The 22,408-nt window shown below is 69.7% G+C and carries 23 protein-coding genes; 2 read left to right on the forward strand and 21 right to left on the reverse strand.

The annotated features are described in order from the left end of the window. Positions 1-44: 44 nt before the first annotated feature. Complete coding sequence (aceA, locus tag HCR12_RS12465; RefSeq protein WP_166866884.1) at positions 45-1,358, reverse strand: isocitrate lyase; 1,314 nt, start codon at positions 1,356-1,358, stop codon at positions 45-47. A 140-nt stretch (positions 1,359-1,498) separates the two neighbouring features. Here aceA and HCR12_RS12470 point away from each other — a divergent pair, with 140 nt between their 5' ends. Next, on the forward strand, positions 1,499-2,959 hold the full coding sequence (locus HCR12_RS12470) for a helix-turn-helix domain-containing protein (RefSeq protein WP_166866886.1): 1,461 nt from the start codon (positions 1,499-1,501) through the stop codon (positions 2,957-2,959). A gap of 73 nt (positions 2,960-3,032) precedes the next feature. Here the strand turns inward: HCR12_RS12470 and HCR12_RS12475 are convergent, their stop codons facing one another. Genes HCR12_RS12475 through HCR12_RS12485 form a run of 3 tightly spaced genes read right to left on the reverse strand, consistent with a single transcriptional unit; the run spans position 3,033 to position 3,867 of the window. Beyond that, a complete protein-coding gene (locus tag HCR12_RS12475) occupies positions 3,033-3,296 on the reverse strand; it encodes a hypothetical protein (RefSeq protein ID WP_166866888.1) in 264 nt (87 codons plus the stop codon). Continuing rightward, positions 3,296-3,571, reverse strand: coding sequence for a hypothetical protein (locus HCR12_RS12480; RefSeq protein WP_166866890.1), 276 nt, complete (start codon positions 3,569-3,571; stop codon positions 3,296-3,298). Before HCR12_RS12480 ends, HCR12_RS12475 begins: the two co-directional genes overlap by 1 nt. After that, positions 3,568-3,867 carry a hypothetical protein gene (locus HCR12_RS12485; RefSeq protein ID WP_166866892.1) on the reverse strand — a complete coding sequence of 100 codons (300 nt, stop codon included), beginning with the start codon at positions 3,865-3,867 and terminating at the stop codon, positions 3,568-3,570. Before HCR12_RS12485 ends, HCR12_RS12480 begins: the two co-directional genes overlap by 4 nt. Positions 3,868-4,004: 137 nt before the next feature. Between HCR12_RS12485 and HCR12_RS12490 the strand changes: the two genes are divergently transcribed. Then, complete coding sequence (locus HCR12_RS12490) at positions 4,005-4,892, forward strand: glycoside hydrolase family 43 protein (RefSeq protein WP_166866894.1); 888 nt, start codon at positions 4,005-4,007, stop codon at positions 4,890-4,892. Between the two features lie 15 nt (positions 4,893-4,907). On the opposite strand, the gene HCR12_RS12495 is transcribed toward HCR12_RS12490, so the two are convergent. The 17 genes from HCR12_RS12495 to HCR12_RS12575 all read right to left on the reverse strand — a co-directional run bounded on the left by HCR12_RS12495 (position 4,908) and on the right by HCR12_RS12575 (position 22,352). Beyond that, positions 4,908-5,141: a hypothetical protein gene (locus tag HCR12_RS12495; RefSeq protein ID WP_166866896.1), complete on the reverse strand. Its 234-nt coding sequence runs from the start codon at positions 5,139-5,141 to the stop codon at positions 4,908-4,910. Between the two features lie 142 nt (positions 5,142-5,283). Then, entirely contained in the window at positions 5,284-6,873 is a 1,590-nt protein-coding gene (locus HCR12_RS12500; protein WP_166866898.1) for an SLC13 family permease, read from the reverse strand. 34 nt (positions 6,874-6,907) lie between these two features. After that, complete coding sequence (locus HCR12_RS12505; protein WP_166866900.1) at positions 6,908-7,522, reverse strand: GntR family transcriptional regulator; 615 nt, start codon at positions 7,520-7,522, stop codon at positions 6,908-6,910. Between the two features lie 10 nt (positions 7,523-7,532). After that, on the reverse strand, positions 7,533-8,711 hold the full coding sequence (locus HCR12_RS12510) for an MFS transporter (protein WP_166866902.1): 1,179 nt from the start codon (positions 8,709-8,711) through the stop codon (positions 7,533-7,535). Between the two features lies 1 nt (position 8,712). Further along, complete coding sequence (locus HCR12_RS12515; protein WP_166866904.1) at positions 8,713-9,831, reverse strand: PrpF domain-containing protein; 1,119 nt, start codon at positions 9,829-9,831, stop codon at positions 8,713-8,715. Positions 9,832-9,838: 7 nt separating this feature from the next. Beyond that, positions 9,839-10,627: an N-acyl homoserine lactonase family protein gene (locus HCR12_RS12520; RefSeq protein WP_166866906.1), complete on the reverse strand. Its 789-nt coding sequence runs from the start codon at positions 10,625-10,627 to the stop codon at positions 9,839-9,841. A gap of 3 nt (positions 10,628-10,630) precedes the next feature. Then, entirely contained in the window at positions 10,631-11,527 is an 897-nt protein-coding gene (locus HCR12_RS12525; protein ID WP_166866908.1) for an NAD(P)-dependent oxidoreductase, read from the reverse strand. After that, the gene (gene tcuA, locus HCR12_RS12530) at positions 11,527-13,044 is read right to left on the reverse strand and encodes an FAD-dependent tricarballylate dehydrogenase TcuA (RefSeq protein ID WP_166866909.1); all 1,518 of its coding nucleotides are present in this window, start codon (positions 13,042-13,044) and stop codon (positions 11,527-11,529) included. Before tcuA ends, HCR12_RS12525 begins: the two co-directional genes overlap by 1 nt. 46 nt (positions 13,045-13,090) lie before the next feature. Further along, entirely contained in the window at positions 13,091-14,563 is a 1,473-nt protein-coding gene (locus HCR12_RS12535; protein ID WP_166866911.1) for an aldehyde dehydrogenase, read from the reverse strand. Further along, positions 14,560-15,249 (reverse strand): GntR family transcriptional regulator, encoded by a 690-nt coding sequence (locus HCR12_RS12540; RefSeq protein WP_166866913.1) that lies wholly within the window; start codon positions 15,247-15,249, stop codon positions 14,560-14,562. Before HCR12_RS12540 ends, HCR12_RS12535 begins: the two co-directional genes overlap by 4 nt. Next, positions 15,246-16,046 (reverse strand): ABC transporter ATP-binding protein, encoded by an 801-nt coding sequence (locus tag HCR12_RS12545; RefSeq protein ID WP_224763508.1) that lies wholly within the window; start codon positions 16,044-16,046, stop codon positions 15,246-15,248. Before HCR12_RS12545 ends, HCR12_RS12540 begins: the two co-directional genes overlap by 4 nt. Further along, the gene (locus HCR12_RS12550) at positions 16,039-16,806 is read right to left on the reverse strand and encodes an ABC transporter ATP-binding protein (protein ID WP_166867471.1); all 768 of its coding nucleotides are present in this window, start codon (positions 16,804-16,806) and stop codon (positions 16,039-16,041) included. Before HCR12_RS12550 ends, HCR12_RS12545 begins: the two co-directional genes overlap by 8 nt. Then, positions 16,803-17,825 carry a branched-chain amino acid ABC transporter permease gene (locus tag HCR12_RS12555; RefSeq protein WP_166866918.1) on the reverse strand — a complete coding sequence of 341 codons (1,023 nt, stop codon included), beginning with the start codon at positions 17,823-17,825 and terminating at the stop codon, positions 16,803-16,805. Before HCR12_RS12555 ends, HCR12_RS12550 begins: the two co-directional genes overlap by 4 nt. Beyond that, positions 17,822-18,673: a branched-chain amino acid ABC transporter permease gene (locus tag HCR12_RS12560; RefSeq protein WP_166866921.1), complete on the reverse strand. Its 852-nt coding sequence runs from the start codon at positions 18,671-18,673 to the stop codon at positions 17,822-17,824. The genes HCR12_RS12555 and HCR12_RS12560 overlap by 4 nt, the downstream gene beginning before the upstream one ends. A gap of 49 nt (positions 18,674-18,722) precedes the next feature. Beyond that, positions 18,723-19,937, reverse strand: a complete 1,215-nt coding sequence (locus tag HCR12_RS12565) for an ABC transporter substrate-binding protein (RefSeq protein WP_166866922.1) — start codon at positions 19,935-19,937, stop codon at positions 18,723-18,725. 179 nt (positions 19,938-20,116) lie between these two features. After that, complete coding sequence (locus HCR12_RS12570; protein ID WP_166866925.1) at positions 20,117-21,817, reverse strand: ABC1 kinase family protein; 1,701 nt, start codon at positions 21,815-21,817, stop codon at positions 20,117-20,119. A 4-nt stretch (positions 21,818-21,821) separates the two neighbouring features. After that, positions 21,822-22,352 (reverse strand): PadR family transcriptional regulator, encoded by a 531-nt coding sequence (locus tag HCR12_RS12575; RefSeq protein WP_166866926.1) that lies wholly within the window; start codon positions 22,350-22,352, stop codon positions 21,822-21,824. Between the last annotated feature and the right edge of the window lie 56 nt (positions 22,353-22,408).

Below are 22,408 nucleotides of genomic sequence, written 5' to 3' on the forward strand. Positions count from 1 at the left end.
AGCGAGTGGGGCACAGACGCGTCTATGCCTGGGGAGGGGATGGATCAGTGGAACTGGTCGGACTCGGTGGAGCCGACGAGGGCGAGGGTCGCGGACTCGGGGTTGAGAGCCGTCGCGATGCGGTCGAAGTAGCCGGTGCCGACCTCGCGCTGGTGCTTGGTTGCCGTGTAGCCCTTCGCCTCGGAGGCGAACTCCGCCTCCTGCAGCTCGACGTAGGCCGACATGTGGCGGTCCTTGTAGTCGAGTGCGAGCTCGAACATCCCGTGGTTGAGGGAGTGGAACCCGGCGAGGGTGATGAACTGGAACGCGTAGCCCATCGCCGCGAGCTCGCGCTGGAACGTGGCGATCTGGGCGTCGTCGAGGTGGCGCTTCCAGTTGAAGCTCGGCGAGCAGTTGTAGGAGAGCTTCTGGTCGGGGAACTCCGAGTGGATCGACTCGGCGAAGCGGCGCGCGAGCTCGAGGTCGGGCTCGGCGGATTCGACCCACAGCAGGTCGGCGTACGGCGCGTATGCGTGTCCGCGGGCGATCACGGGCTCGATGCCGTTCTGCACCTCGTAGAAGCCCTCCGGGGTGCGGGTGCCGTTGGTGAACTGGCGGTCGCGGTCGTCGACGTCGCTCGTGAGCAGGGTCGCGGCGAGCGCATCGGTGCGCGCGATGATGACCGTCGGGGTCCCCGCGACGTCAGCGGCGAGGCGCGCGGCGTTGAGGGTGCGGATGTGCTGGCTGGTGGGGACGAGCACCTTGCCGCCCATGTGGCCGCACTTCTTCTCGCTCGCGAGCTGGTCCTCCCAGTGCACGCCCGCAGCTCCCGCGGCGATCATGCCCTGCATGAGCTCGTAGGCGTTGAGCGGGCCGCCGAAGCCGGCCTCGGCGTCGGCGACGATGGGGGCCATCCAGTCGCGGCTCGTGCTGCCGGTCTCGGCGAACTCGATCTGGGCGGCGCGCTGCAGCGCGTTGTTGATGCGGCGCACGACGGCCGGCACCGAGTTGGCCGGGTAGAGCGACTGGTCGGGGTAGGTCTGACCCGAGAGGTTGGCGTCGGCCGCGACCTGCCAGCCGGAGAGGTAGATGGCTTCGAGCCCCGCGCGCACCTGCTGCACGGCCTGGTTGCCGGTGAGGGCGCCGAGGGCGCGGATCCAGTGCTCCGGGTTCTCCGAGTTGACCTGGATCGACTCCCACAGACGCTCGGCGCCGCGGCGGGCGAGTGTCGCGTCCTCGCGGACGGGACCCCGGAGCGCGATGACGTCCTCGGCCGTGTAGTCGCGACGGACGCCGGCCCAGCGGGGGTCGGTTGCCCACTCGTGGGCGAGCTGCTCTGCGGTCTGCGTCTGGTCGCCGGGGCGAGTGGTCGTGCTCATCGTCGAGGTCCTTTCGTGCGCCGCGTCTGCGGTGTGGTTTCGATGTTGCGCCCACCTCAAGGGCTTTTCTCGTGAATCTCGACATGAAATACCCAGGTTTTTCTATTGATCAGAAGAACGCGGGATGACAGCGTGGGTGCATGAGCGATTCCGCCGCCCTGGCCTTCGACGATGAAGAGGTGCTCGACTCCCTCACGATCGGCCGGCGGATCCGGCAGCTTCGCGTCGATAGGGGCCTCACTCTCGATGAGGTCGCGACGGGCCTCGGCCGTGCCATCTCGCAGCTGTCGCTCATCGAGAACGGCAAGCGCGAGCTCAAGCTCGGCGAGCTGCAGAAGCTCGCCCGCATCCTCGGCACCAGCGTCGACGACCTGCTGAAGCCCGAGCCGCCGTCGAAGCGCGCGGCCCTCGAGATCGCACTCGAACGCGCCGGCCGCGGACCGCTGTTCTCGAGCCTCGGCCTTGCGCCCGTCCCCATTCGCAAGACGCTCTCCGATGATGCGATCCGGACGATCCTCACCCTCCACAACGAGCTCGACCGTCTGCACCGCGAGCGCGCCGCCACCCCCGAGGAAGCCCGCCGCGCCAACACCGAGCTGCGTCGCGAGCAGCGTGCGCGCTCCAACTACTTCCCCGAGCTCGAGGCCACAGCGCGCGAGCTTCTCGCCGCCGTCGGGCACGAAGGCGGCCCGCTCTCCCAGCGCGTCGCCTCCGAGCTCGCGCGCCACCTCGGCTTCACCCTGCACTACGTGAGCGATCTGCCCGCGACCACGCGATCCGTCACCGACCATGCCAACGGGCGCATCTACCTGCCCGTGCGGCAGACCTCCGACCCGCGCTCGGCACTGCTGCAGGCGCTCGCGGCGCACGTGCTCGGCAAGCAGGAGCCGCACGACTACGCCGAGCTGCTGCGCCAGCGGGTCGAGACGAACTACCTCGCGGGCGCGCTGCTCATCCCCGAAGCGAGCGCAGTCGCGTTCCTGACGGCCGCGAAAGCCAAGCGGGAGCTCTCGGTCGAGGATCTGCGGGATGCGTTCTCGACGAGCTACGAGACCGCCGCGCACCGCTTCACGAACCTCGCCACCCGGCACCTCGACATCCCCGTGCACTTCCTCAAGGTGCACGAATCGGGGGCGATCTCGAAGGCGTACGAGAACGACGGCGCGTACTTCCCGACGGACGCCCTCGGTGCGGTCGAAGGTCAGATCGTGTGCCGCTACTGGTCGGCCCGGCAGGTGTTCGACGTGGAGGATCGCTTCAGCCCGTACCACCAGTACACCGACAAGCCCAACGGCACCTACTGGTGCACGTCGAGCATCCAGTCCACCCCGAATGGATCGTTCTCGGTGAGCGTCGGCACGCCGTTCGTGAATGTGAAGTGGTTCCGCGGGCGCGACACCCCCACGCGACACGCCTCGACGTGCCCCGACCCGGCGTGCTGCCGCCAGCCCCCCGCCGACCTCTCCGAGAAGTGGGCGCCCGTCGCGTGGCCGAGTGCGCGGCTCAACTCGTCGCTGCTCGCGGCGATGCCGAGCGGCACCTTCACGGGCGTCGACCTCACCGAGGTGTACGAGTTCCTGGAGGCGCACTCCCCCGAGTGAGCGCGGATCTGAGTCGCCCCGCACACAGATGACAGCCCGAGCGCGTGCGGTGCGCTCGGGCTGCCAGGTCTTCTCACATCACGTCGGGCGGGAGCACCACCGGCGCGGGGGCCGCGGGGCCAGGCGCGACGGGCGGCGGCGGCGATGGCCGCTCGCCGAACGTGCCCTGCGGATCGACGACCGCCACGTCCCGCAGCGCGGGGTCGCGCGAAATGACAGGCAGGCGCGGCGCGCGGCGCGGACCGCGCACATAGGTGTCGCGCACCCGTTCGCGCGCGCTCAGCTCACCCGGCTCGACAAAGCGCCGGCCGACGGCGCGATCCTTCTCGATGCTCATCAGAGCACCGGATTCGGGACATCTCGCGCATCACCCGAACCACGTCCGTCGTCATCGGGGAGCGAGGGGGCCGGCTCGTCGGGGCCGCCAGGGAACGGCTCAGCCGGCGTCACGTCGGGCTGCACCTCGGGCACGTAGTCGGGGTCGATCGGCACGCCGTCGGGTGCCGCCGGCACCGGATCCGGGCCGGGACCGACGGAGGGGTCGTCGACGCCGATCACGCGGTCCGGCTGCGACAGGCTTCCGTCGTCGAGCGATCCGTCTGCGTTGGTCATGGGGTCGTCCTCTCGGTCTCTTCGTCGGCGAGTCCCTCATCCGGATCCGGATCGGAGAGCTCGCCGTCGGCTGTGGGCATCTGCTGGTCGTGGAACAGTCCGTCGTCCGCGTCGGGCTCGTCGGTCTCGGATGCCGCAGCCGGCCCCGTGAGCGACCCCGGCACGTCGGGGATCTCGGTCGGTGACGCCGCAGCCTCATCGGGGAGCACATACCCCTCGGAATTGAAGTGCTGCACCTTCGCGGACGTGCTCTCGTCGAGCGGGTGGTCCTGTTCGATCTCGTCGTATCGGCTCATGGGTCGAATCGCCTCCGCGACTACTCCACGTCAGATCCGCGACCTGGGCGAGGGGGGTGACAGCCGGCGAGGGGTCGGGTTACCATCCCGCGAACCCGCCCCTGTTGCGACGACAAGGCCTCCGACAGGATGGGGGCGTGCCCACCACCGCCGAGATCCAGATCCGCGACCCGTACGTGCTGACCCTCCCGGACCAGGGCGTCTCCTATCTCTTCGGCAGCACAGATGCCGATATCTGGCGACCCCCCGCGACCGGATTCGACTGCTATCGCAGCACCGATCTCGAGCACTGGGATGGTCCGTTCGCGGCTTTCCGCCCGGATGAGGGGTTCTGGAGCGACCGGAACTTCTGGGCACCGGAGGTCCACGCGTACGACGGCCGCCACTACATGTTCGCCACATTCAAGGCCGAGGGTGTGCCCCGGGGGACGCAGATCCTCGTCGCGGACGATCCCGAGGGGCCGTACCGGACATGGAGCGACGGCCGCGTGACACCCGCGGACTGGGAGTGTCTCGACGGAACCCTCCACGTCGACGAGTCGGGTGAGCCGTGGATCGTGTTCTGCCACGAGTGGGAGCAGGTCTGGGACGGCGAGGTCGTCGCGCAGCGCCTCTCCCCCGACCTGCGCGGCGCTGTCGGGGAGCCGACCGTGCTGTTCCGCGCCTCCGAGGCGGCGTGGGCGCGGCCGATCGCCCATCCGCGGGTGCCCGCCGACCGCCTGGCGTACGTCACCGACGGCCCGTTCCTGCACCGGCTCGCATCGGGCGGCCTCATCATGCTCTGGTCGAGCTTCGGCGACAGCGGATACGCGATGGGCATCGCGCGCTCGTCCTCCGGCACCATCGCCGGTCCGTGGACGCAGGAGCCGACGCCGCTGTGGGCGGCAGACGGAGGCCACGGGATGATCTTCCGCACGCTCGCGGGCGAGCTCATGCTCACCCTGCACCAGCCCAACGACACCCCCAACGAGCGCGCCGTGTTCAGTCCGCTCGTCGAGACGACGGAGACGGTGCGGCTCGCCTGAACGAGTCGCCACCGCCTACGGCGCGGGAACCTGGATCTCGGGGCCGTCGTCCGAGCCGTCGCCGCTCTCATCACGCGACTCATCGAGGTCGATGCGCCCGTCGGACCGGATGCCCTCGGGCATCCCGGGAATGGGCGCGTCGGCGCTCTCGGCGCCTGCAGGGCCTGTGGGAGGTCCGTCGAACTCGGGGTCGTGGGTGTTCGAGTCGGGCGAATCGGAATCGTGCGAATCGGTCACAGGTTCGGACATCGGGGGCTCCTCAGCTGGGGCGGCCGTGAGGCCGAGTGGGCTTCCAGCCCAGCCGACGCAGGCGCGATTCGGGAGGGGGCTGACATCGCGCACACGCGCCGCTACCCTCGTGCGCGAGTCGGCCGCGCCCCCGGACGACCCGTCAGAACGGCCAGATGAGCGGCACGTACAGAACCGCGAACGCAAGGAACAGCGCCGCGAGCGGCAGCCCGAGTCGCCAGTAGTCGCCGAACCGATAGCCCGCAGGCTGCATCACCATGATGTTGGCGGGCGTTGCGATGGGCGTGAAGAACGATGCCGCCGCGGCGACGGTGAGCGACATCATGAACGGAAGCACGCTCACCTCGAGCGACTGCGCGAGCGCGATCGAGATGGGCGCGATCACGAGAGCCGTCGCGACGTTCGAGATGAACTGTCCGAGGATGATCGTGATCACCCCCAGCACGAGCAGGGCGAGGTGCGGGGAGGCGTCGCCGACGATCGCGAGCACGCCGTCCGCGATCAGTCCGGCGGCGCCGGTCGAGATGAATGCCGTCGAGAGCGGGATCATCCCGGCGATGAGCACGACTGTCGTCCACGCCACCGAACGGAACATCTGCGGCACCGAGAGCACGCGCAGCAGCACGAGCGCCATGACGGCGACGAGGCCGGCGACGACCGGCGGCACGATTCCCGTGGCGAGCAGCGCGACCATGACGACGAGCACGGCGATCGACCGCTTCGCGCCCTGGCCGAGCGGCACCGTGCGGCGCAGCACGTGCGGCGCCGTGACGGGGATCACATCCGACGAGCGCACGTAGCGCTCGAGGGCATCCCACGGTCCCTGCACGAGCACAGCGTCGCCTGCCTGGATCACGGTCTTGCCGCTCATCTCGTCACGGATCACCTCGGTCGCGTCGACGCCGCCGTGGCGCACCGCGAGGATCACGAGCTCCTCGTCGCGGGTCGTCATGCCGACGCTCACCTCGCGTCCGATGAGCCGCGACCGCGGGGTGATCATCACCTCGGCCACACCCTCCCGGGTGTCGATGAGCTTGTGCTCCTCGGGGAGCCGATACGCCTTGCGCAGGGTGCGGGTGGCGGAGTGTCCGTCGTGCACTCCCTCGACGAGGTGCTCGGGCTCGCGGGTCGGAAGCAGTCGCCCGCCCGCAAGCGCGACGGTCGCCGCCGTGCACAGCACGAGGGGGATGCCCACGAGCGCGAACTCGAAGAACCCGAACGCGCGACCGCCCGACGATGCGGCGGTCTCCGAGACGAGCAGGTTCACGGGTGTTCCGGTGAGGGTGAGCATCGACCCGGCGCTCGCGGCGAAGGCGAGCGGGAGCAGCAGCTTCGATGGCACGAGACCCGCGCGCGTCGCCACCACCACGACGACGGGGATGAGGGCTGCGACCGCGCCGTTGATCGAGATGAAGGCGGAGAGCAGCGCCGAGATGAGCGCGATCACGAGGGTGAGCCGCATCCGGGCGGTGCCGGCACGCTGGATGACGACCTGCCCCACCCACGCCGTCACACCGGTGGCGTCGAGGGCTTCGCTCACGACGAAGAGGCAGGCGATGAGGATGACCGTCGGATCGCTGAATCCGGCGAGCGCCTCGGTGATGCCGAGCACTCCCGTCGCCCAGAGAGCCAGCGACACCCCGAGCGCCACGATGGCGAGCGGCACTCGCCCCGTGATGAACGCGATGACAGCCGCCCCGAGGATGACGAAGGTCGCGATGACGGGATCCACGGGCTCAGGGTACCCGTGGACTACCCGCGGCGACTCAGGACGCGGCGCTCTCCGTGGCGGCGGAGACGTGCGCACGCACGGCCGCTGCCGCCCTGTCGACGTCGCCGGTGCGGATCGCGGCGATGATCTCGCGATGCTCGGCGGCGGCCTCCGCGAGACGACCGGGACGCTGAGCCGAGCGGGAGCGGGCGAGGCGCAGCTGCGCCGACACCGACGTGCCGAGCTGCTCGAGGCGGCTGTTGCGCGACAGGCGCAGCAGCACGCGATGGAAGTCCTCGTCGGGATCGGTGTCTTCGAGCTCGTCGACGCTGCGCTCGAGCTCGGCGATGTCGGATTCTGACGCGCGCTCGGTGATCAGGCGTGCTGCGTGGCATTCGAGGGCCTCGCGCACCTGTCCGAGCTCGCGCACCTCGTCGGCGTCGAACCCGCCGACGAACGCGCCGCGTCCGGCGACGAGCTGCACGAGTCCCTCTGCGGCGAGCACCTGGATCGCCTCGCGCACGGGTGAGCGGCTGATGCCGTACTGTTCGGCGAGCTTGACCTCGTTGAGACGCTCGCCCACGCCGAGATCGCCCGTGAGGATGCGCTCACGCAGAATGCGCGTCAGATCGTCGGAGAACCGACGGACGGTGAAGCTCTGCTCACTCACGGGGCGCATCTTATTGGTCTTTCCGGTGACGGTGGCGGTCTTCTGCCAGAAACCACGCCGTCGAGGATGCCAGGAACACGCCCTGCACCCAGAATACCGCCGCCGTCCCGGCCCCCACCGCAAGCCCGCCCGCGATGAGCGGAATAGCCGTCTGGGCTATCCGGTTGCCGACGAGCCGCACGGCGAGGGCCTCCGAGCGCATCTCCCGCGGCACAGCGAGCGCGACGAGGCTCATGGTGAGCGGCTGGCCGAGCCCGATGAGGAATCCGCCGGCCAGCATCACGATCGCAAGCGCGATCGTGTTGCCGCTGAGCGCCACGGCGATCATCGTGGCCGCGCCGCCGATCGTGCTCGCGGCGACGAGCAGAGTGCGCGACCAGCGCCGGGTGAGCAGCCCGAGCAGAAGTCGAGGCACCGCGGAGGCGATGCCGCGGATCGCCAGCAGAGCGCCCACGACCTCGGGGCGCATGCCCGTGCTCTCCCCGATGACGGGAAGGTAGGCGGCGAGGATGTCGACAGAGGTGAGCAGGCTCACACTCACCGCCATCGAGGTGAGCACGCCGGGGCGACGCAGGATCGCCGCAGGAGAGAGCACCTGAGGTTCGGCACCGGTTCCGGTGCGTGGCGTCGCACGTGAGATGAAGGTCGCGGAGAGCACGAGCGCGAAGCCCGCCGCCACCCAGAAGGCCTGCGCGACGACGTCCGGATCCGTGTCGCGCTGACCGACGACGATCCCCGTGATGAGCGGGCCGATCGCCTGCCCCACCGACATCCCCGCCGTCAGCCACCCGAAGCCGGCGTCGTACCGGGTGGTCGTCGCCGCGCGGGAGATCCACGACTGGGCGCCGAGCAGCACCACGAGATTGCCGAGCCCGAGGAGCGCGGATGCGACGCCGAGCGCCACGAGGTCACCCGCGAGCGCCGCGAGAGCCGCGGCTCCGGCGAGCAGCACACCGCCCGAGATCGGCACGATCGCGACGAACCGGGCGTGGCCCGCGAGCCGTCCGATGGCGATCGCCGCCACGAGCGGCAGCACGGCGAAGGCCGCGACGAGCACGCCGATGAGGAACTCATCGGCTCCCAGCTCGAGGGCGCGATACGAGACGGCTGGCCGCGCGATGCCGACGACCACCTGGCAGAGGAGACCGCCCAGGATCGGCTGCAGCAGCCGGGCCGCGGCGTCGTTCACGTCAGTGCTCGCGCGGGTACACGTGGCCGTCCATCAGACGCCGCGCGGTGCGCACCACCCCGACAGAGCGGATCATGTCGGCACCGCCACGCGTCTCGACGACGACCGTCGCGACGCCCTTCGGGTGGCGGATGCGCACCTGGTTCTCGGCCCCGGCCGAACTGGCGAGTCCCGCGAGTTCGGCGACGAGCGTGCCCGGGATGCGCGCGGCGGCGCCGATGCAGAGGGCGGCCGTCATCGGCACGGCCCGGTGCACGCGGCCCATCGAGAACGCCGTGACGCGCAGATCGGCATCGGCATCCGGGTGGATGAGCACGATGCGAGGCACGATGGGCGACTCCGCGGTGGCTGCCGCGAGCGAGGGCGCGGCACCCGCGCGCACGGCGACGGCGGCGCGGATCCGCTCCACACGGTCGAGGAACGCGGCATCCGCGCCCAGTTGCTCGGGCGTGCGAGCGTCGTCGTGGGCGAGTCCCGCATCCGCCGCGTCGACGAACACGTACGGGTGCGTCGCGTCGACGAGCGAGAAGTCGACGGGAACACCATCGACCACCAGGCGATCGACAGCGGACCCGGTGGGCAGCAGCGCGCCGAGCACGCCACCCGCAGGTTCGAGGTAGCGGGTGACGATCGGCGCGCCCGTGCCGGGGACGCCCGCGATCGCGAGGCTGCCGCGCGTCGCAGGCACGCCGCCCGAGACGATGATCTCGGCTTCGATGTCGACCCCGGTGTTCGCGTTGTGGAGCACGAGACGACGGATGCCGTCGGGGCCCGCATCCACAACCCCCTCCTCGATCGCGAAGACGCCGACCGCGGTCGTGAGGTTGCCGCAGTTGCCCGACCAGTCGACCGTCGCCGTGTCGACGCCGATCTGCGCGAACCAGTAGCGCACGCGATCGCGGTCGACACTATCGACGACGACGACCTTGCTCGTGCTCGAGAAGCTGCCGCCGAGTCCGTCGATCTGCATCGGGTCAGGGCTGCCCATGATGCGCAGCAGCAGATCGTCGCGCTCGGGGCCCGCGGGGGGCAGGTCGCGATCGTGGAGGAACACGCCCTTGCTGGTGCCGCCGCGCATGAGCACGGCGGGAACGCGTGGGCGCTCGGAGTGGAAGTTCATCGTGGTCCTAGGCGATGCGGACGGCGCGGCCCTCGAGGCCGGGGACGGCGGGGAAGCGGCGGAGCACATCCGGGTCGTGGCCCGCGACGACCACGCCGTCAGGGCCCGCGAGCTCGCGCATGCGGTCGAAGGTGCGGTAGATGCCGATGAGGTCGGTGTGCACCGCGAACGCGTGATCCTCTTCGACGTTCTCGAAGAAGTGCGAGGCGTCGGCCGCGAGCACGACGGGACCGGATGCGGTCGCCACCCGCACCACCTGCGTGCCGGGCGTGTGCCCGCCCGTGTGGTGCACGCTGACGCCGGGCACGAGCTCGGCATCGCCGTCGATGAGCCGCAGTCGGCCGTCGTCGTGCAACCGCGCGAGCCGGTCGATGTCGTCCCGCTCGGCGTGATGCCCCAGCTCGCCGCGGAAGGCGTACTCGCTCGTCCAGAACTCGAACTCGGCACGCTGGGCGACGAACTCGGCGTTCGCGAAAGGCTCGACGTCGCCGACATGGTCGTTGTGGAAGTGCGAGAGCACCACGAGCCGCACGTCGGCGGCGTCGGTGCCGAGTCGGGTGAGCGCGGCGCTCGGACTCTCGAGGAGGATGCGCGGGCGGTGCTTGTTCGTCTCCGCCGTGAAGCCCACATCGACGACCACGTCTCCCGCATCCGAGCGCAGAACCCACGTGTAGTACGCGAGGTGCTTCGGCTCGTCGGCGGGTTCGGCGGCCGCGCCCAGGAAGTACCGGCCGCGACGGCCCGTCTCATTGCGCGCGAACGCGATCCCGTAGACCTCGTGCACCGCCTCGCCCATCCGCTACTCCCCCTCGATGACCCGCACGACGGCCGTGTGGTAGTTGGCACCGTAACCGGCTTCGGCGGTGCGCTGCAGCAGCTCGTGCGCGAGCGCCGCTGCGGGGAGCGTCGTGTCGAGGTCGCGCGCGGCTTCGAGCGCGTAGGCGAGGTCCTTCATCATGTAGTTCGTCGGGAAGATCCCCTCGCCGTGCACGTCGGGAAGCAGAGCCTTGCGACCGTGGTTCTCGAGCACGAAGCTCGCAGCCGACCCGTTGCCGAGAGCGTTCCAGGCAAGCTCAGGGTCGACGAGTCCGCTGCGACGCACGACCGTGATGGCCTCGGCGAGCGCGACGACGGTCTCGAAGACGACCATGTTGTTGAGCACCTTCATGAGCGCGCCCGCACCGTTCGGGCCGCAGTGCAGCACGTCGGATGCCATGGTGCGCAGCAGGGGTTCGACGGCCGCGAACACCTCGGCGTCGCCGCCCGCCGTGATGCTGAGCGTTCCGTCGATCGCGGCCTGGCGGGTGCGCGCGACCGGTGCGTCGACGAAGTGCATCCCGCGTGAGGCGGCCTCGGCGCCCGCGCGCTGAGCGAGGGCGACAGGGCTCGTCGAGAGGTCGATGATGACGGTGCCGGGGCGGGCGGAGTCGAACACCCCGCCCTCCCCGAAGAGAACCTTCTCGACCTGGGGTGCCCCCGGCAGCGACATGAGGATCACGTCGGATGCGGCGGCGAGCTCCGCGACCGTCGGCGCCGCGGTCGCACCCAGCTCCTCGAGGCGCGCAATGGCCTCCGGAACCAGGTCGAACACGGTGACGTCGAGGCCCGACATGCGGGTGACGTTGGCGGCCTGCGGGCCCCCCATCACGCCGAGGCCGATGAAGCCCGCCTTCTCGAAGTCGCGGAGCTCGCTCATCACGCGGCCTTCGCCGCCGCGAGCTCGGCGGCGCGACGCGCGGCGTTCGTGCCCGCGATGCGGCCGAACACGGCGCCGCGCATGAGCCCGGCTCCGGCACCGTAGTTGTGGTAGAAGAATCCGCCCGAGATCTCGCCGGTGGCGTAGAGGCCCGGCATGGGCTTCTCCTCGTTCGAGATGACCTGCGCCTCGGTGTCGATCTTAATGCCGCCGTAGGTGAAGGTCACACCGCACGTGACGGGGTAGCAGACGAACGGGCCCTGCTCGATGGTGAGCGCCCAGTTCGACTTCGCCGGCTGCCCCTCGGGCTCGGCACGCACGCCGTCGAGCGTGAACGGGTCGTTGCGGTCGGCCGCGTCGGCGGGCACGGCAGCGTTGTAGTCGGCGACCGTCTGCACGAACGCCTTGGCGTCGATGCCGAGCTTCGTGCCCAGCTCCTCGAGGGTGTCGGCGACGACGGGCGTGCCGGTCGAGTAGCGCGGCTCGAGCAGGTGAAGCGCCTTCTGGTCGAAGATCTGGTACGCGACGCCGCCCGACTGGGCGAGCACGGCCCGGCCGGTCTTCGCGTACGTCAGGAAGACGTTGTTCTCGCCCTCGTCGATGAAGCGCTTGCCCTCGCGGTTGACGAGCAGCGCGTAGGGGTAGGAGTAGCGGCTCGTCTTGTCCTTGAGCTTGAGGTCGCCCACATCGGGCGCGTTCGCGTCGAGCGGCACCGCGTGGCATCCGGCCCAGTGGCCGACGGCCTTCGCGCCCGCGTCCATCGCGCGGCGCAGCATGACGCCCTGGTTGTAGCGCGTGCCGCGCACCTTCACGAGGTCCCAGCCGGGGCCGAGGTAGCGCAGACGCATCTCGGGGTTGGCCTCGAAGCCACCTGCGGCGAGCACCACCTGGCCGTGCACGTCGACGAAGGCGTCGTCGCGGCGCACGCGCACTCCCACCACGGTCGAGCCCTCGGTGATGAGCTCGTGGCCGGGTGCGTCGTACCAGACCTCGATGTCGGTCTTCTCGACCGCGGCGAACAGGTTCTCGATGAGGCCGACGCCCTCCTCCCACGAGCGGATCGCTCCGCCGGGCGCGAGCGCGTAGGTCTTGTCGGCCTCCTGCTTCGAGGGGTCGACGAGCTTGTCGGCGGTGATCTCGAACCCGACGCCCTTGCCGTGCATCCACTGCACGGTCTCCCACGAGCGCTCGATGGTGAGGCGCATGAGGTCGGCGTCCTGGCGTCCCTCGGAGGTCGAGGACCAGTCCTTGGTGTAGTCCTCGACCGTGTACGGGCCGACCGTCACCTTGTCGAGGTACTTGTCGCTGTCGCTGTGCAGTACGGGCTTGATGGCCTCGAGGCCGTCGTGCGTGGTGCGGAAGATGCCTCCCGTGAACCGACTGTTGCCGCCGCGCTGCTCCAGGCTGGCTGCCTCGAGCACGAGCACGCGCGCGCCCGCCTCCTGGGCCGCGAGCGCTGCGGTCAGACCGGCATTGCCCGCGCCGACGACGACGACGTCGAAGTGATGTGACGACACTGTTCTCTCCTTGACTAGCTGTGTGATGACGAAGGGGTTCCGGGCCTCAGGTCCGGATGGCGAAGGGGTCGCGCGCCGCGGTGGAGGTGTCGACCATGACGTTCTTCACGTAGGTGTAGTCGGCGAGCACGTCCTCGCCGCGCTCGCGTCCGTAACCCGACTGCTTGGTGCCGCCGAACGGCGCCTGCGCGGCGCTCGTGCGGTAGGTGTTGATCCAGACGACACCCGCGTCGAGGGCCGCAGTCATGCGGTGCGATCGCGAGAGGTCGTTCGTCCAGATGCCCGCGGCGAGCCCGAACTCGGTGCCGTTGGCGATGCGCACGGCATCTGCCTCGGTCTCGAAGGGGATCACGGAGAGCACCGGACCGAACACCTCTTCGTGTGCGATCCGGCTGTCGGGGTCGACATCGGCGAGCACGGTGGGCTGCACGAAGAGCCCCTCTCCGAGCCCTTCTCCTGTCGCGGCGCCGCCGCCCGCGGTGACGCGCGCTCCGGCCTCCTGGGCCGCGGCCATGATGCCGAGGATGCGGTCGTACTGCGGACGGTTGGCGACGGGGCCCATCTCGGTGTCGGCGAGCTTGGGATCGCCCAGGCGGATGCGGCCAGCGCGTTCGCTCACCTCGTCGAGCACGCGCGCGTAGACGCTCTGCTCCACGAGCAGGCGGGATCCGGCGACGCACGTCTGCCCGGCGGCGCCGAAGATCCCGGCGACCGCGCCGACGATCGCACGGTCGAGATCCGAGTCGGCGAAGATGATGTTGGGGCTCTTGCCGCCGAGCTCGAGCGTCACGGGCACGAGTCGCTCCGCAGCGTTCGCGGCGATGCGCTTGCCCGTGGGGCCACCGCCCGTGAAGCTGATCTTCGCGACCTCCGGGTGGCGGGTGAGGCGGTCGCCCACCATCCCGTCGCCCGTGACCACGTTGATGACGCCGGGCGGGAAGCCCACCTCGGTGGCGAGCCGGGCGAGCTCGAGCGTCGTGATCGACGCGTGCTCGCTCGGCTTGATGACGACCGTGTTGCCCGCGGCGAGCGCGGGCGGCAGCTTGTTGGCGAGCAGCGACAGCGGGCTGTTCCACGCCGTGATGAGGGCGCAGACCCCGTACGGGCGGCGCACCGTGTAGTCGAAGATCTCGGGGTTGTCGAGCGGGATCGTGCGCCCGTAGAGCTTGTCGGCGTACCCGGCGAAGAAGCGCAGGTTGCGCGCCACGAACGCCATCTGCGGCCGCGTCTCGCGGATGACCTTGCCGTTGTCGGTCGTCTCCCACACGGCGAGCCGGTCGGCCTCTGACATGACGGCGTCGGCGAGCGCGTGCAGCAGCTCGGCGCGACGGTACCCGGGTGTGTCGCGCCACGCGGGGAAGGCGGCGGATGCTGCGGCGACGGCGGCATCGACGTCGTCGTCCGTCGCGGCGGGAGCCGTGGCCCACGCCTGAGTCGTGAACGGGTCGATCGCGTCGAACGTCGCGCCGTCGGAGGCGGCCACGAGCTCGCCGCCGATCACCATGCGGGTCTCGATCATGAGGACTGTGCCCTTTCGCTCTTTCGCAGCAGTTCGACCGTCGCCTCGGTGTTGTTGCGGATGTGTGTGCGCATCGCATCGGCGGCCGCGTCGGCGTCGCCAGCGAGCACCGCCTCGGCGATGACGCGGTGCTCGATGATCACCTGATGGGCCCGTTGCGGGTCCTCATTGGTCTGGATGCTGGCGAGACGGATCTGACGGATCACCTCACCGAGCGCGGTCGTGAGGTGGGGGTTGCCGGTGGCGACGGCGAGAGCGTGGTGGAACTCGATGTGGTGCGGGTATGCCGACGCCTGACCGGCGAGAGCCGTCTCGAGCTGCGCCATGAGGTCTTCGATCACCGCGACGTCGTCGCGTTCGATGCGCTGCGCCGCAAGCCGCGCCGTCTCGACCTCGAGGGCGAGGCGCACTTCGGCGACGTGCACGAACGACTCGAGGTCGAGGTCGGCGACGAACGCGCCCTTGCCGGGCACGATCACGACGATGCCCTCACCGCTGAGCACACGCAGCGCCTCGCGCAACGGCGGGCGGCTGATCTTGAGCTCGTCGGCGAGCACCACCTCGTTGATGCGCGCACCGGGGGCGAGCGCCCCCGACATGATGCGTTCGCGGATGATCTCCCCCGCGATGTCCGAGAACTTGCGAGTGTGGAACAGCTCTGCCCCGGACTGCATCGGCTCGGTCACTGCGCGACCTCGGGCCGCACAGCCCGCGATCCGCGGGCCATCCACTGGTAATCGGGAAGCCGCAGCGGGGCGCGTTCCACCTCGCCGGCATCGAGTCCCGTCTCCGCGTGCATGAGCGAGCGCTGGGCGGCAGAAGCATCGGTCGGGGTCACCGATCCGAGCTCCAGCTGGTAGGCCCGGTCGCTGAATGCGATCGCGATGGTGGCGTTCTGCTCGACGAGCAGCACCGAGAGGCCCTTGTCGTTGAGACCCTTCACGGCGTCGAAGATCTCGCGAACGAGCAGCGGCGCGAGGCCGAGCGAGGGCTCGTCGAGGATGAGCAGCTTCGGCGACGACATGAGCGCGCGGCCCACCGCCACCATCTGCTGCTGACCGCCCGAGAGGCTGCCCGCCGGATCCTTGCGCTTGTCGAGCAGGATCGGGAACAGCCCGTAGACGAGCTCGCTGTTCTCGGCCGTCACGCGACGACGGTCGGCGCGCGCCACCGGCACGGTGCCGAGCAGGAGGTTCTCCTCGACCGTCATGGTGGGGCACAGCTCACGGCCCTCGGGGACGAGCACGATGCCGCGGCGGGCGCGCGCATCCGTCGACAGGTTCGTGATGTCCTCGCCATCGAAGGTGACGCTGCCAGCGCGCGCCGGGAGCAACCCGGCGATCGTGCGCACGGTCGTCGACTTGCCGGCGCCGTTGAGCCCGATGAGGGCCACCATCTCGCCGTCGCCGACGCTCACTGCGGCATCGAGCAGCACATCCGGGCCACGTCCGTAGCCCGCGCGGAGTCCAGTCGCCTCAAGCAACGTCCTCCTCCTTTCCGAGGTACGAGTCGATGACGCGCTGGTCGCGCGACACCTCATCCGCCGTGCCTTCGGCGATCTTGCGGCCGAACTCGAGCACGACCACGCGGTCGGCGATCGAGAGCACGAAGGGCATGTTGTGTTCGACGAGCAGAATGGTGGTCCCGCGTTCGCGCAGCGCCACGAGCAGCGCGCGCAGAGCAGCGACTTCGTCGTGGTGCAGGCCCGCGGCCGGCTCGTCGAGCAGCAGGATCTCGGATCCTGTCATGAGGGCCTTCGCGATCTCGACGAGTCGCTGCTGGCCGTACGGCAGCTCGTGCACGTACGAGTCGTGCAGGTGCGCGATCCCGAGCGCTTCGAGTGTTCCGAACGCCTCGTCACGAAGCACCAGGTCGCTGCGCCGCACCGAGGGGAGCGCGAAGATCGAACCCCACATCCCCTGGCCGGAGCGCGCGTGCCCCGCCGTCATGATCGTCTCGAGCACCGTGAGCCCGCGGAACGAGCGCACGAGCTGGAAGGTGCGTGCGATGCCCGCCTCGAGGATCTTCGCGGGCGGAAGGCCCGTGATGTCGCGGCCGTCGAGGGTGACGGTGCCGGTGGTGGGCTTGTGCAGGCCCGCGATGCAGTTGAACATCGTGGTCTTGCCGGCGCCGTTCGGGCCGATGAGGGCCGTGAGCTGACCGGTGGGAACCGTGAAGCTCACGTCGTCGAGAGCCATGAGACCGCCGAAGCGCTTGCTGACGGATGCGATCTGCAGGGTCATGCGCCTGCCCCCTTCCTGCGGGAGATGAACGTCGCCGCGCGACGCCAGAGCTGCTGCACGCCGCCGACGATGCCGCCGGGCATGAACAGCAGAATCGCGAGCACGACGAGCGCGAAGATGAGGTTCTTCGGTTCTTCGAGAGCGTGCAGCACCTCGGGCAGCGCCACGACGATGGCGGCGCCGAGGATCGCACCGAGACGGCTGCTCATGCCGCCGATGACGACGATGAGGAGCACGTGGATCGAGGCGTCGAAGGTGAAGGCCTCCGGGGTGATGACCTGCGAGTGGTGCGCGTAGAGCACACCCGCGAGGCCGGCGAGGCCGCCGCCGATCATGAACGCGAGCACCTTGTAGCGCGTCACGGGGATGCCGAGCGCGGCCGCTCCCGCGGGGTCGTCCCGCAGAGCGAACAGCGCGCGGCCGATGCCGCGGCTGGTGAGATTGCGCACCATCCAGTACGACAGCGCGAGGAACCCGAGGATCACGTACGCGAAGTTCTGGAAGAGCCACTGCCCGAGCACGACCATGCCCGGCATGAGGATGCCGTCGTAGCCGTTCGTGATGTCGCGCATCTGCACGAGCAGCGTCGAGACGATGAGGCCGAGGGCGAGCGTGCCGAGGGCGAGGAAGTGGCCGTGGATGCGCAGCAGAGGCAGCGCCACGAGGTAGGCCACGAGCATCGCGAGCAGCACAGCCACGATCCAGGCGATCGGGAACGGCACGCCGAGCTTCGTCTGCAGCACCGCCGATCCGTACGCCCCGAGGGCGAAGAACACGGCCTGGCCGAGGGAGATCTGACCCGTGAAGCCGAAGATGAGCGTGAGGCTGAGCGCGAGGATGCTCCAGATCGCCACGTCCTGCACGATGCGCAGGACGTAGGGGCTGCCCGAGAGCAGGATCGGAAGCAGCAGCACGAGCGCCGTCGCGCCGATCTCGATGAGGAACTGCGTGCGCCGGCCGCGCCCCGAGGAGGGCCGGATGTCGGCTGCGCCGATGACGGTGAGGTTCGTGGTGGTCATGCGTGAGCTCCAGACATACGGACCTTGGACGGCATGAGCACGAGGGCGACGAACAGCACCGTGAAGGCGATGAGTCCCGACCAGGCCCCCGAGATGTAGTACGACGAGAGCACTTCGATGAGGCCGATCGCGACGCCCGCGACCATGCCGCGGTAGACGCTCGACATGCCGCCGAGCACGGCCGCAGCGAAGCCCTTCACCGCGAGCTCCATGCCCATGTGGGCGGTCGCGCTCGTGACGGGTGCCACGAGCATGCCCGCGACGACCGTCACGACCACGCTGATGATGAAGCCGATCGTGATGAGGCGCCCGACGCGCACGCCGCTCACCGCCGCGGCGGTGCGGTTGAGGCCGACCGCCCGCAGCGAGATGCCCGTGAGCGTCTTGTTGAAGAAGATCCAGATGCCGCCGACGAGCGCCCAAGCGACGACGACGATGATGAGCGACTGGATCTGGATGGTGATGCCGCCCACCGCGAGGGGGGCGCCCGTCACGATCGGGTCGACGCCGTAGCGGGCGTTTCCGATCGTGAGGGCGACCACCTCGGTGAGCACGAGGCCGAACGCGATGGTCGCGACGACCATGTCGTGGCTGGGTGCGTTGCGGCGGACGAGCGGCACGTGCACTCCGAAGCGGAGCACGAGCGCCAGCAGCAGAGCCACCCCGAGGACCGCGATGATCGCGACCCAGTAGTCGAGGCGGAGCTGCATGACGAACATGAAGATCGCCATCGCCCCGACCATGAGGATCTGGCCTTGGGCGAAGTTGACGAGCCCTGTCGCGTGGTAGACCACAAGGAATCCCAGTGCGATCAGTCCGTAGATGCTGCCGGTGGCGATGCCGCTCACCGCTAGCTGCAGGAATGTCTCCATGGTGCCGTTACCGCTCGTCCGTCACTCAGCGGCCGGACTCGACGTCGCTCGAGTAGAACTCGTACTTGCCGTCCTTGATGGTCCAGAAGGTGAGGTAGTCCTCGCCCGGAGCCTCGTGCTTGTCGGCGCTCCAGCTGAGCTTCGAGCCGTCACGACCCGAGACGCCCTCGATCTCGACGCTCTGCAGCGCCTTGACGAGCGCTTCGCCGCCTTCGCCGTTCGAGGCCTTGAGAGCCGCGGCGACCATCTGGATGGTGTCGTAGGCGACCGAGGAGAAGACGTGCGCGGGGTCGCTGTCGGCGCCGAACTCGGCGTCGTACGCGGCGATGAAGTCCTGCGCGGCCTTCTTCCCGGGGTCGATGACGCTCGGGAAGATGATGCCGTCGCCGTCCTTGCCCGCGATCGAGATGAACGCCTGCTGCGCGAGGGCGCGAGCACCGATGACCGGAACCTCCCAGCCGACCTGGTTGACCGTCTTCATGAAGAGGGCGGCATCCTGGCCGAGCGTGTACAGGTACACGGCGTCGCACTTCGCGTCGCGCAGCTGCAGCACCTGCGGCATGAGGTCGGCCGCGTTGGCGTCGTGCTGGGCGGTGCCGCCGAGCGTCAGGCCGTTGGCGGCGAAGACCGACTCGGTCGCCGCGATGCCGTTCTGGCCGTACTCGGTGGTGTCGGCGACCATGCAGATGTTGTCGTAGTCGCCAGCGACGAAGAGGCTCACGATGGCGCCGACGTCGTAGCTGTTGTTCTCGGTGACACGGTAGGTGAGGTCGTATCCCGGGTTCGCGGGGTCGACGAGGTTGTCGGACTGCGCGATCGAGATGACGTTGGGAACGCCAGCGCCCGTGATGATGGCGTTGTTCGCCTTGACGGGGGCCGAGTTCGGGCCTCCGACGACGAGTACGACGCCGTCCTCGGTGACCATGCGCTGAGCGGCGGTCGAGGACTTGGCCGCGTCGGCCTCGTCATCGACGGTGATGAGCTCGAGCGTGAAGCCGAGGTCGCCGGACTCGTTGACGTGCGCGACCGCGAGCTCCATGGCGTTCTTCGAGGGAACGCCGAGCGAGGCCGATCCGCCCGAGAGGGGGCCGATGTAGCCGATGCGGACGACCTTGTCGGATCCTCCGTCGCCCGTCGAGCTGCCGGTGTCGTCGGATGCGGCGCATCCGGTCAGTGCGAGTGCGGTGCCGAGCGCGAGTGCGGTCGCGACCTTTCCGCGGGTGAATGCCGTGCGAATCAAAGTAAGGCCTCCTTGCCTATGTGATGCAGGTCTCTACTGCCGACTGACTTCTGTCTTCTGTATACAGAATTCAGGCGACAGGATCACCTTAGGGGCGAGAAGTGACTGCGTCAACATCTGCCGGGCAGAGGGCAGAGGGCAGCTGGCTGAGACGAGATGGCGGGCCGCCAGGTCGCGGCTCAGCGCCTCCGCCAGACCAGCGCGACGTTCAGCAGCGGGACGACGGATCCGACGATCAGCACCCAGCCGAACTCTTCGTCCGCGCGGCGCAGCAGCACCCCGGAGAACAGCATCGCCGCGAAGACGATCGCCCACGTGAGGCCGGCGAAGTGGTGCTCGAGCGATGCGAGCCGCCGCTCGACGTCGGGCACCCGGATGGCGAGCTGCCCTCGCTCGATGCGCGACACCAGCTGGTCGACACGGGCGGGCAGGCGCGCGACCGTGGCGGCATATCCGAGCGCCCGCCTGCCCACCTCGCGCAGATCTCCCGTCGAGCGAGTCAGCACCGTGCGCGCGAACGGGTCGACCGCGTCCCACATGTTGAAGTCGCGATCGAGCGCGCTCGTGACGCCCGAGATGAGCGAGATGGTGCGGATCAGCAGCAGGAAGCTCTCGGGCAGCTGGAACGGCAGCGACCGGATCGTGTCGCCGAACTGGCGCGCGAAAGCCTCCAGCTCGCGCGGGTCGAGCTCGCGCAGCTCAGCGACGCCCATTCCCCCGAACCGATCGAACGACGCCGTCATCGCGCGTTCGAGCTCCTCAGTGTCGGCGCCCGGCAGCAACACGCCGAGGCGCTCCATCGAGGCGACGAGCGCGCTGCCATCGCGGGCGACCACCGCGAGGATGAAGTCCCGCAGCCCCGCGCGGAGCGTGTCGGTGATCTCGCCCATCATCCCGAAGTCGATGAAGGTGAGCTGCCACGACTCCCCCGAGCCGGGCGCGCCGGGAGTGACGAAGATGTTGCCCGGATGCGGATCCGCGTGGAAGAACCCTACGACGAAGATCTGCTGGAACGTCGCCCGAGCGAGCTCCTGCGCCACTGCCGCCGGGTCGATGCCCGCCGCGGCGAGCGCAGCGACATCGGTGATCTTGATGGCGGTCACATCCGACAGCGTCAGCACCCTCAGGGTGGTGCGCTCCCAGACGACGACGGGGGTGGCGATCCGCGGATCGCCGGCGAAGTCGGCGGCGAAGCGCTCGGCGTTCGCCGCCTCGTGCAGGTAGTCGATCTCGGCGAGGCTCGTCGCGGCGAACTCCTCCACGAGCGCGGGGGCGTCGACCCGTCGCGACACCAAACGCACGCGCGCGAGCCAGCGGCCGACGCGGCGCAGAGCGGCCAGATCGACGCCGACGACCTCCTCGATGCCGGGTCGCTGCACCTTGACCACGACATCCGCGAACCCCACGTCGGCGGCGATGCCGGGCGACAGGCGTGCGCGATGCGCCTGTCCGAGAGATGCGGCGGCGATCGGCACAGGCTCGAACCACGCGAACGCCACATCGAGGGGCACACCCAGCTCCGCCTCCGCCTGAACCCGGATGCTCTCGAACGTCTCGGGCGCGACCTCATCCTGCAGACCCTCGAGCTCGTTCGTGATCTCGGGCGGCAGGATGTCCAGCCGCGACGACAGGAACTGCCCGACCTTGATCATGAGGCCGCCGAGGTCGACCGCGAGATCGTGGAAGCGCTGAGCGAGGCGTCGCATCCGCTTGATCCGGCCGCGCTCCGCGACGGCGCGAAGACCGATCCGCGGGAGCAGGATCTCGAACCACCACGCCTGCGCGAACGCGCCCCCGGCGAAACGCATGATGCGGCGGTAGCGAGCCTGAAGTGCCCGATCCGCCGCTTCGGCGGGCGGTGTGCCGCCGTCTCGCGGCATCCGGTCAGTCCTCGGCGAGGATCGCGTACAGCTTGCGCCGCGCCTCGTCGACGATCGCGACCGCCCGCTCCGTCTGCTCCGGAGTGCCGTTCTGCGCGACCTGCGCAGCAGCCTGCGCGAGCTTCATCCCCGCCTTGGGCAGGGCGAGGTTGCGTTCGACTCGCGCGCGCGCCGATTCGCTGTCGGTGGGCGCATCAGCCGTGTCGACGGCGTCGGCCGCGACCTCGCGGCCCGCCTCGGTGAGCGCGTACACCTTGCGCTCACCCACCTGCTCCGCGCTCACCAGCCGTTCGTCGGTGAGCAGCTGCAGGGTGGGATAGACCTCGCCGGCGCTCGGAGCCCACGCCCCGCCGGTGCGGGCTTCGATCGCCCGGATGATCTGGTACCCGTGCAGAGGCCCCTCGAGGAGTGAGAGGAGGACGGCGGCGCGGATGTCGCCCGGCCCATCGCGCCGGCCGTGCGTGGCCGCGAAGGTCTCGCGGATGCCGTCGACGGCATCCCAGAGATCGAATCCGTTCGGTGTTGAAGAGCGCATGTCGGCATCCTCTCGACGATGCCCCACGATACCTCCGGCGCTGCGACGAGAACAGG

Source organism: Salinibacterium sp. ZJ70, from assembly GCF_011751865.2.
Taxonomy (GTDB): Bacteria; Actinomycetota; Actinomycetes; order Actinomycetales; family Microbacteriaceae; genus Homoserinibacter.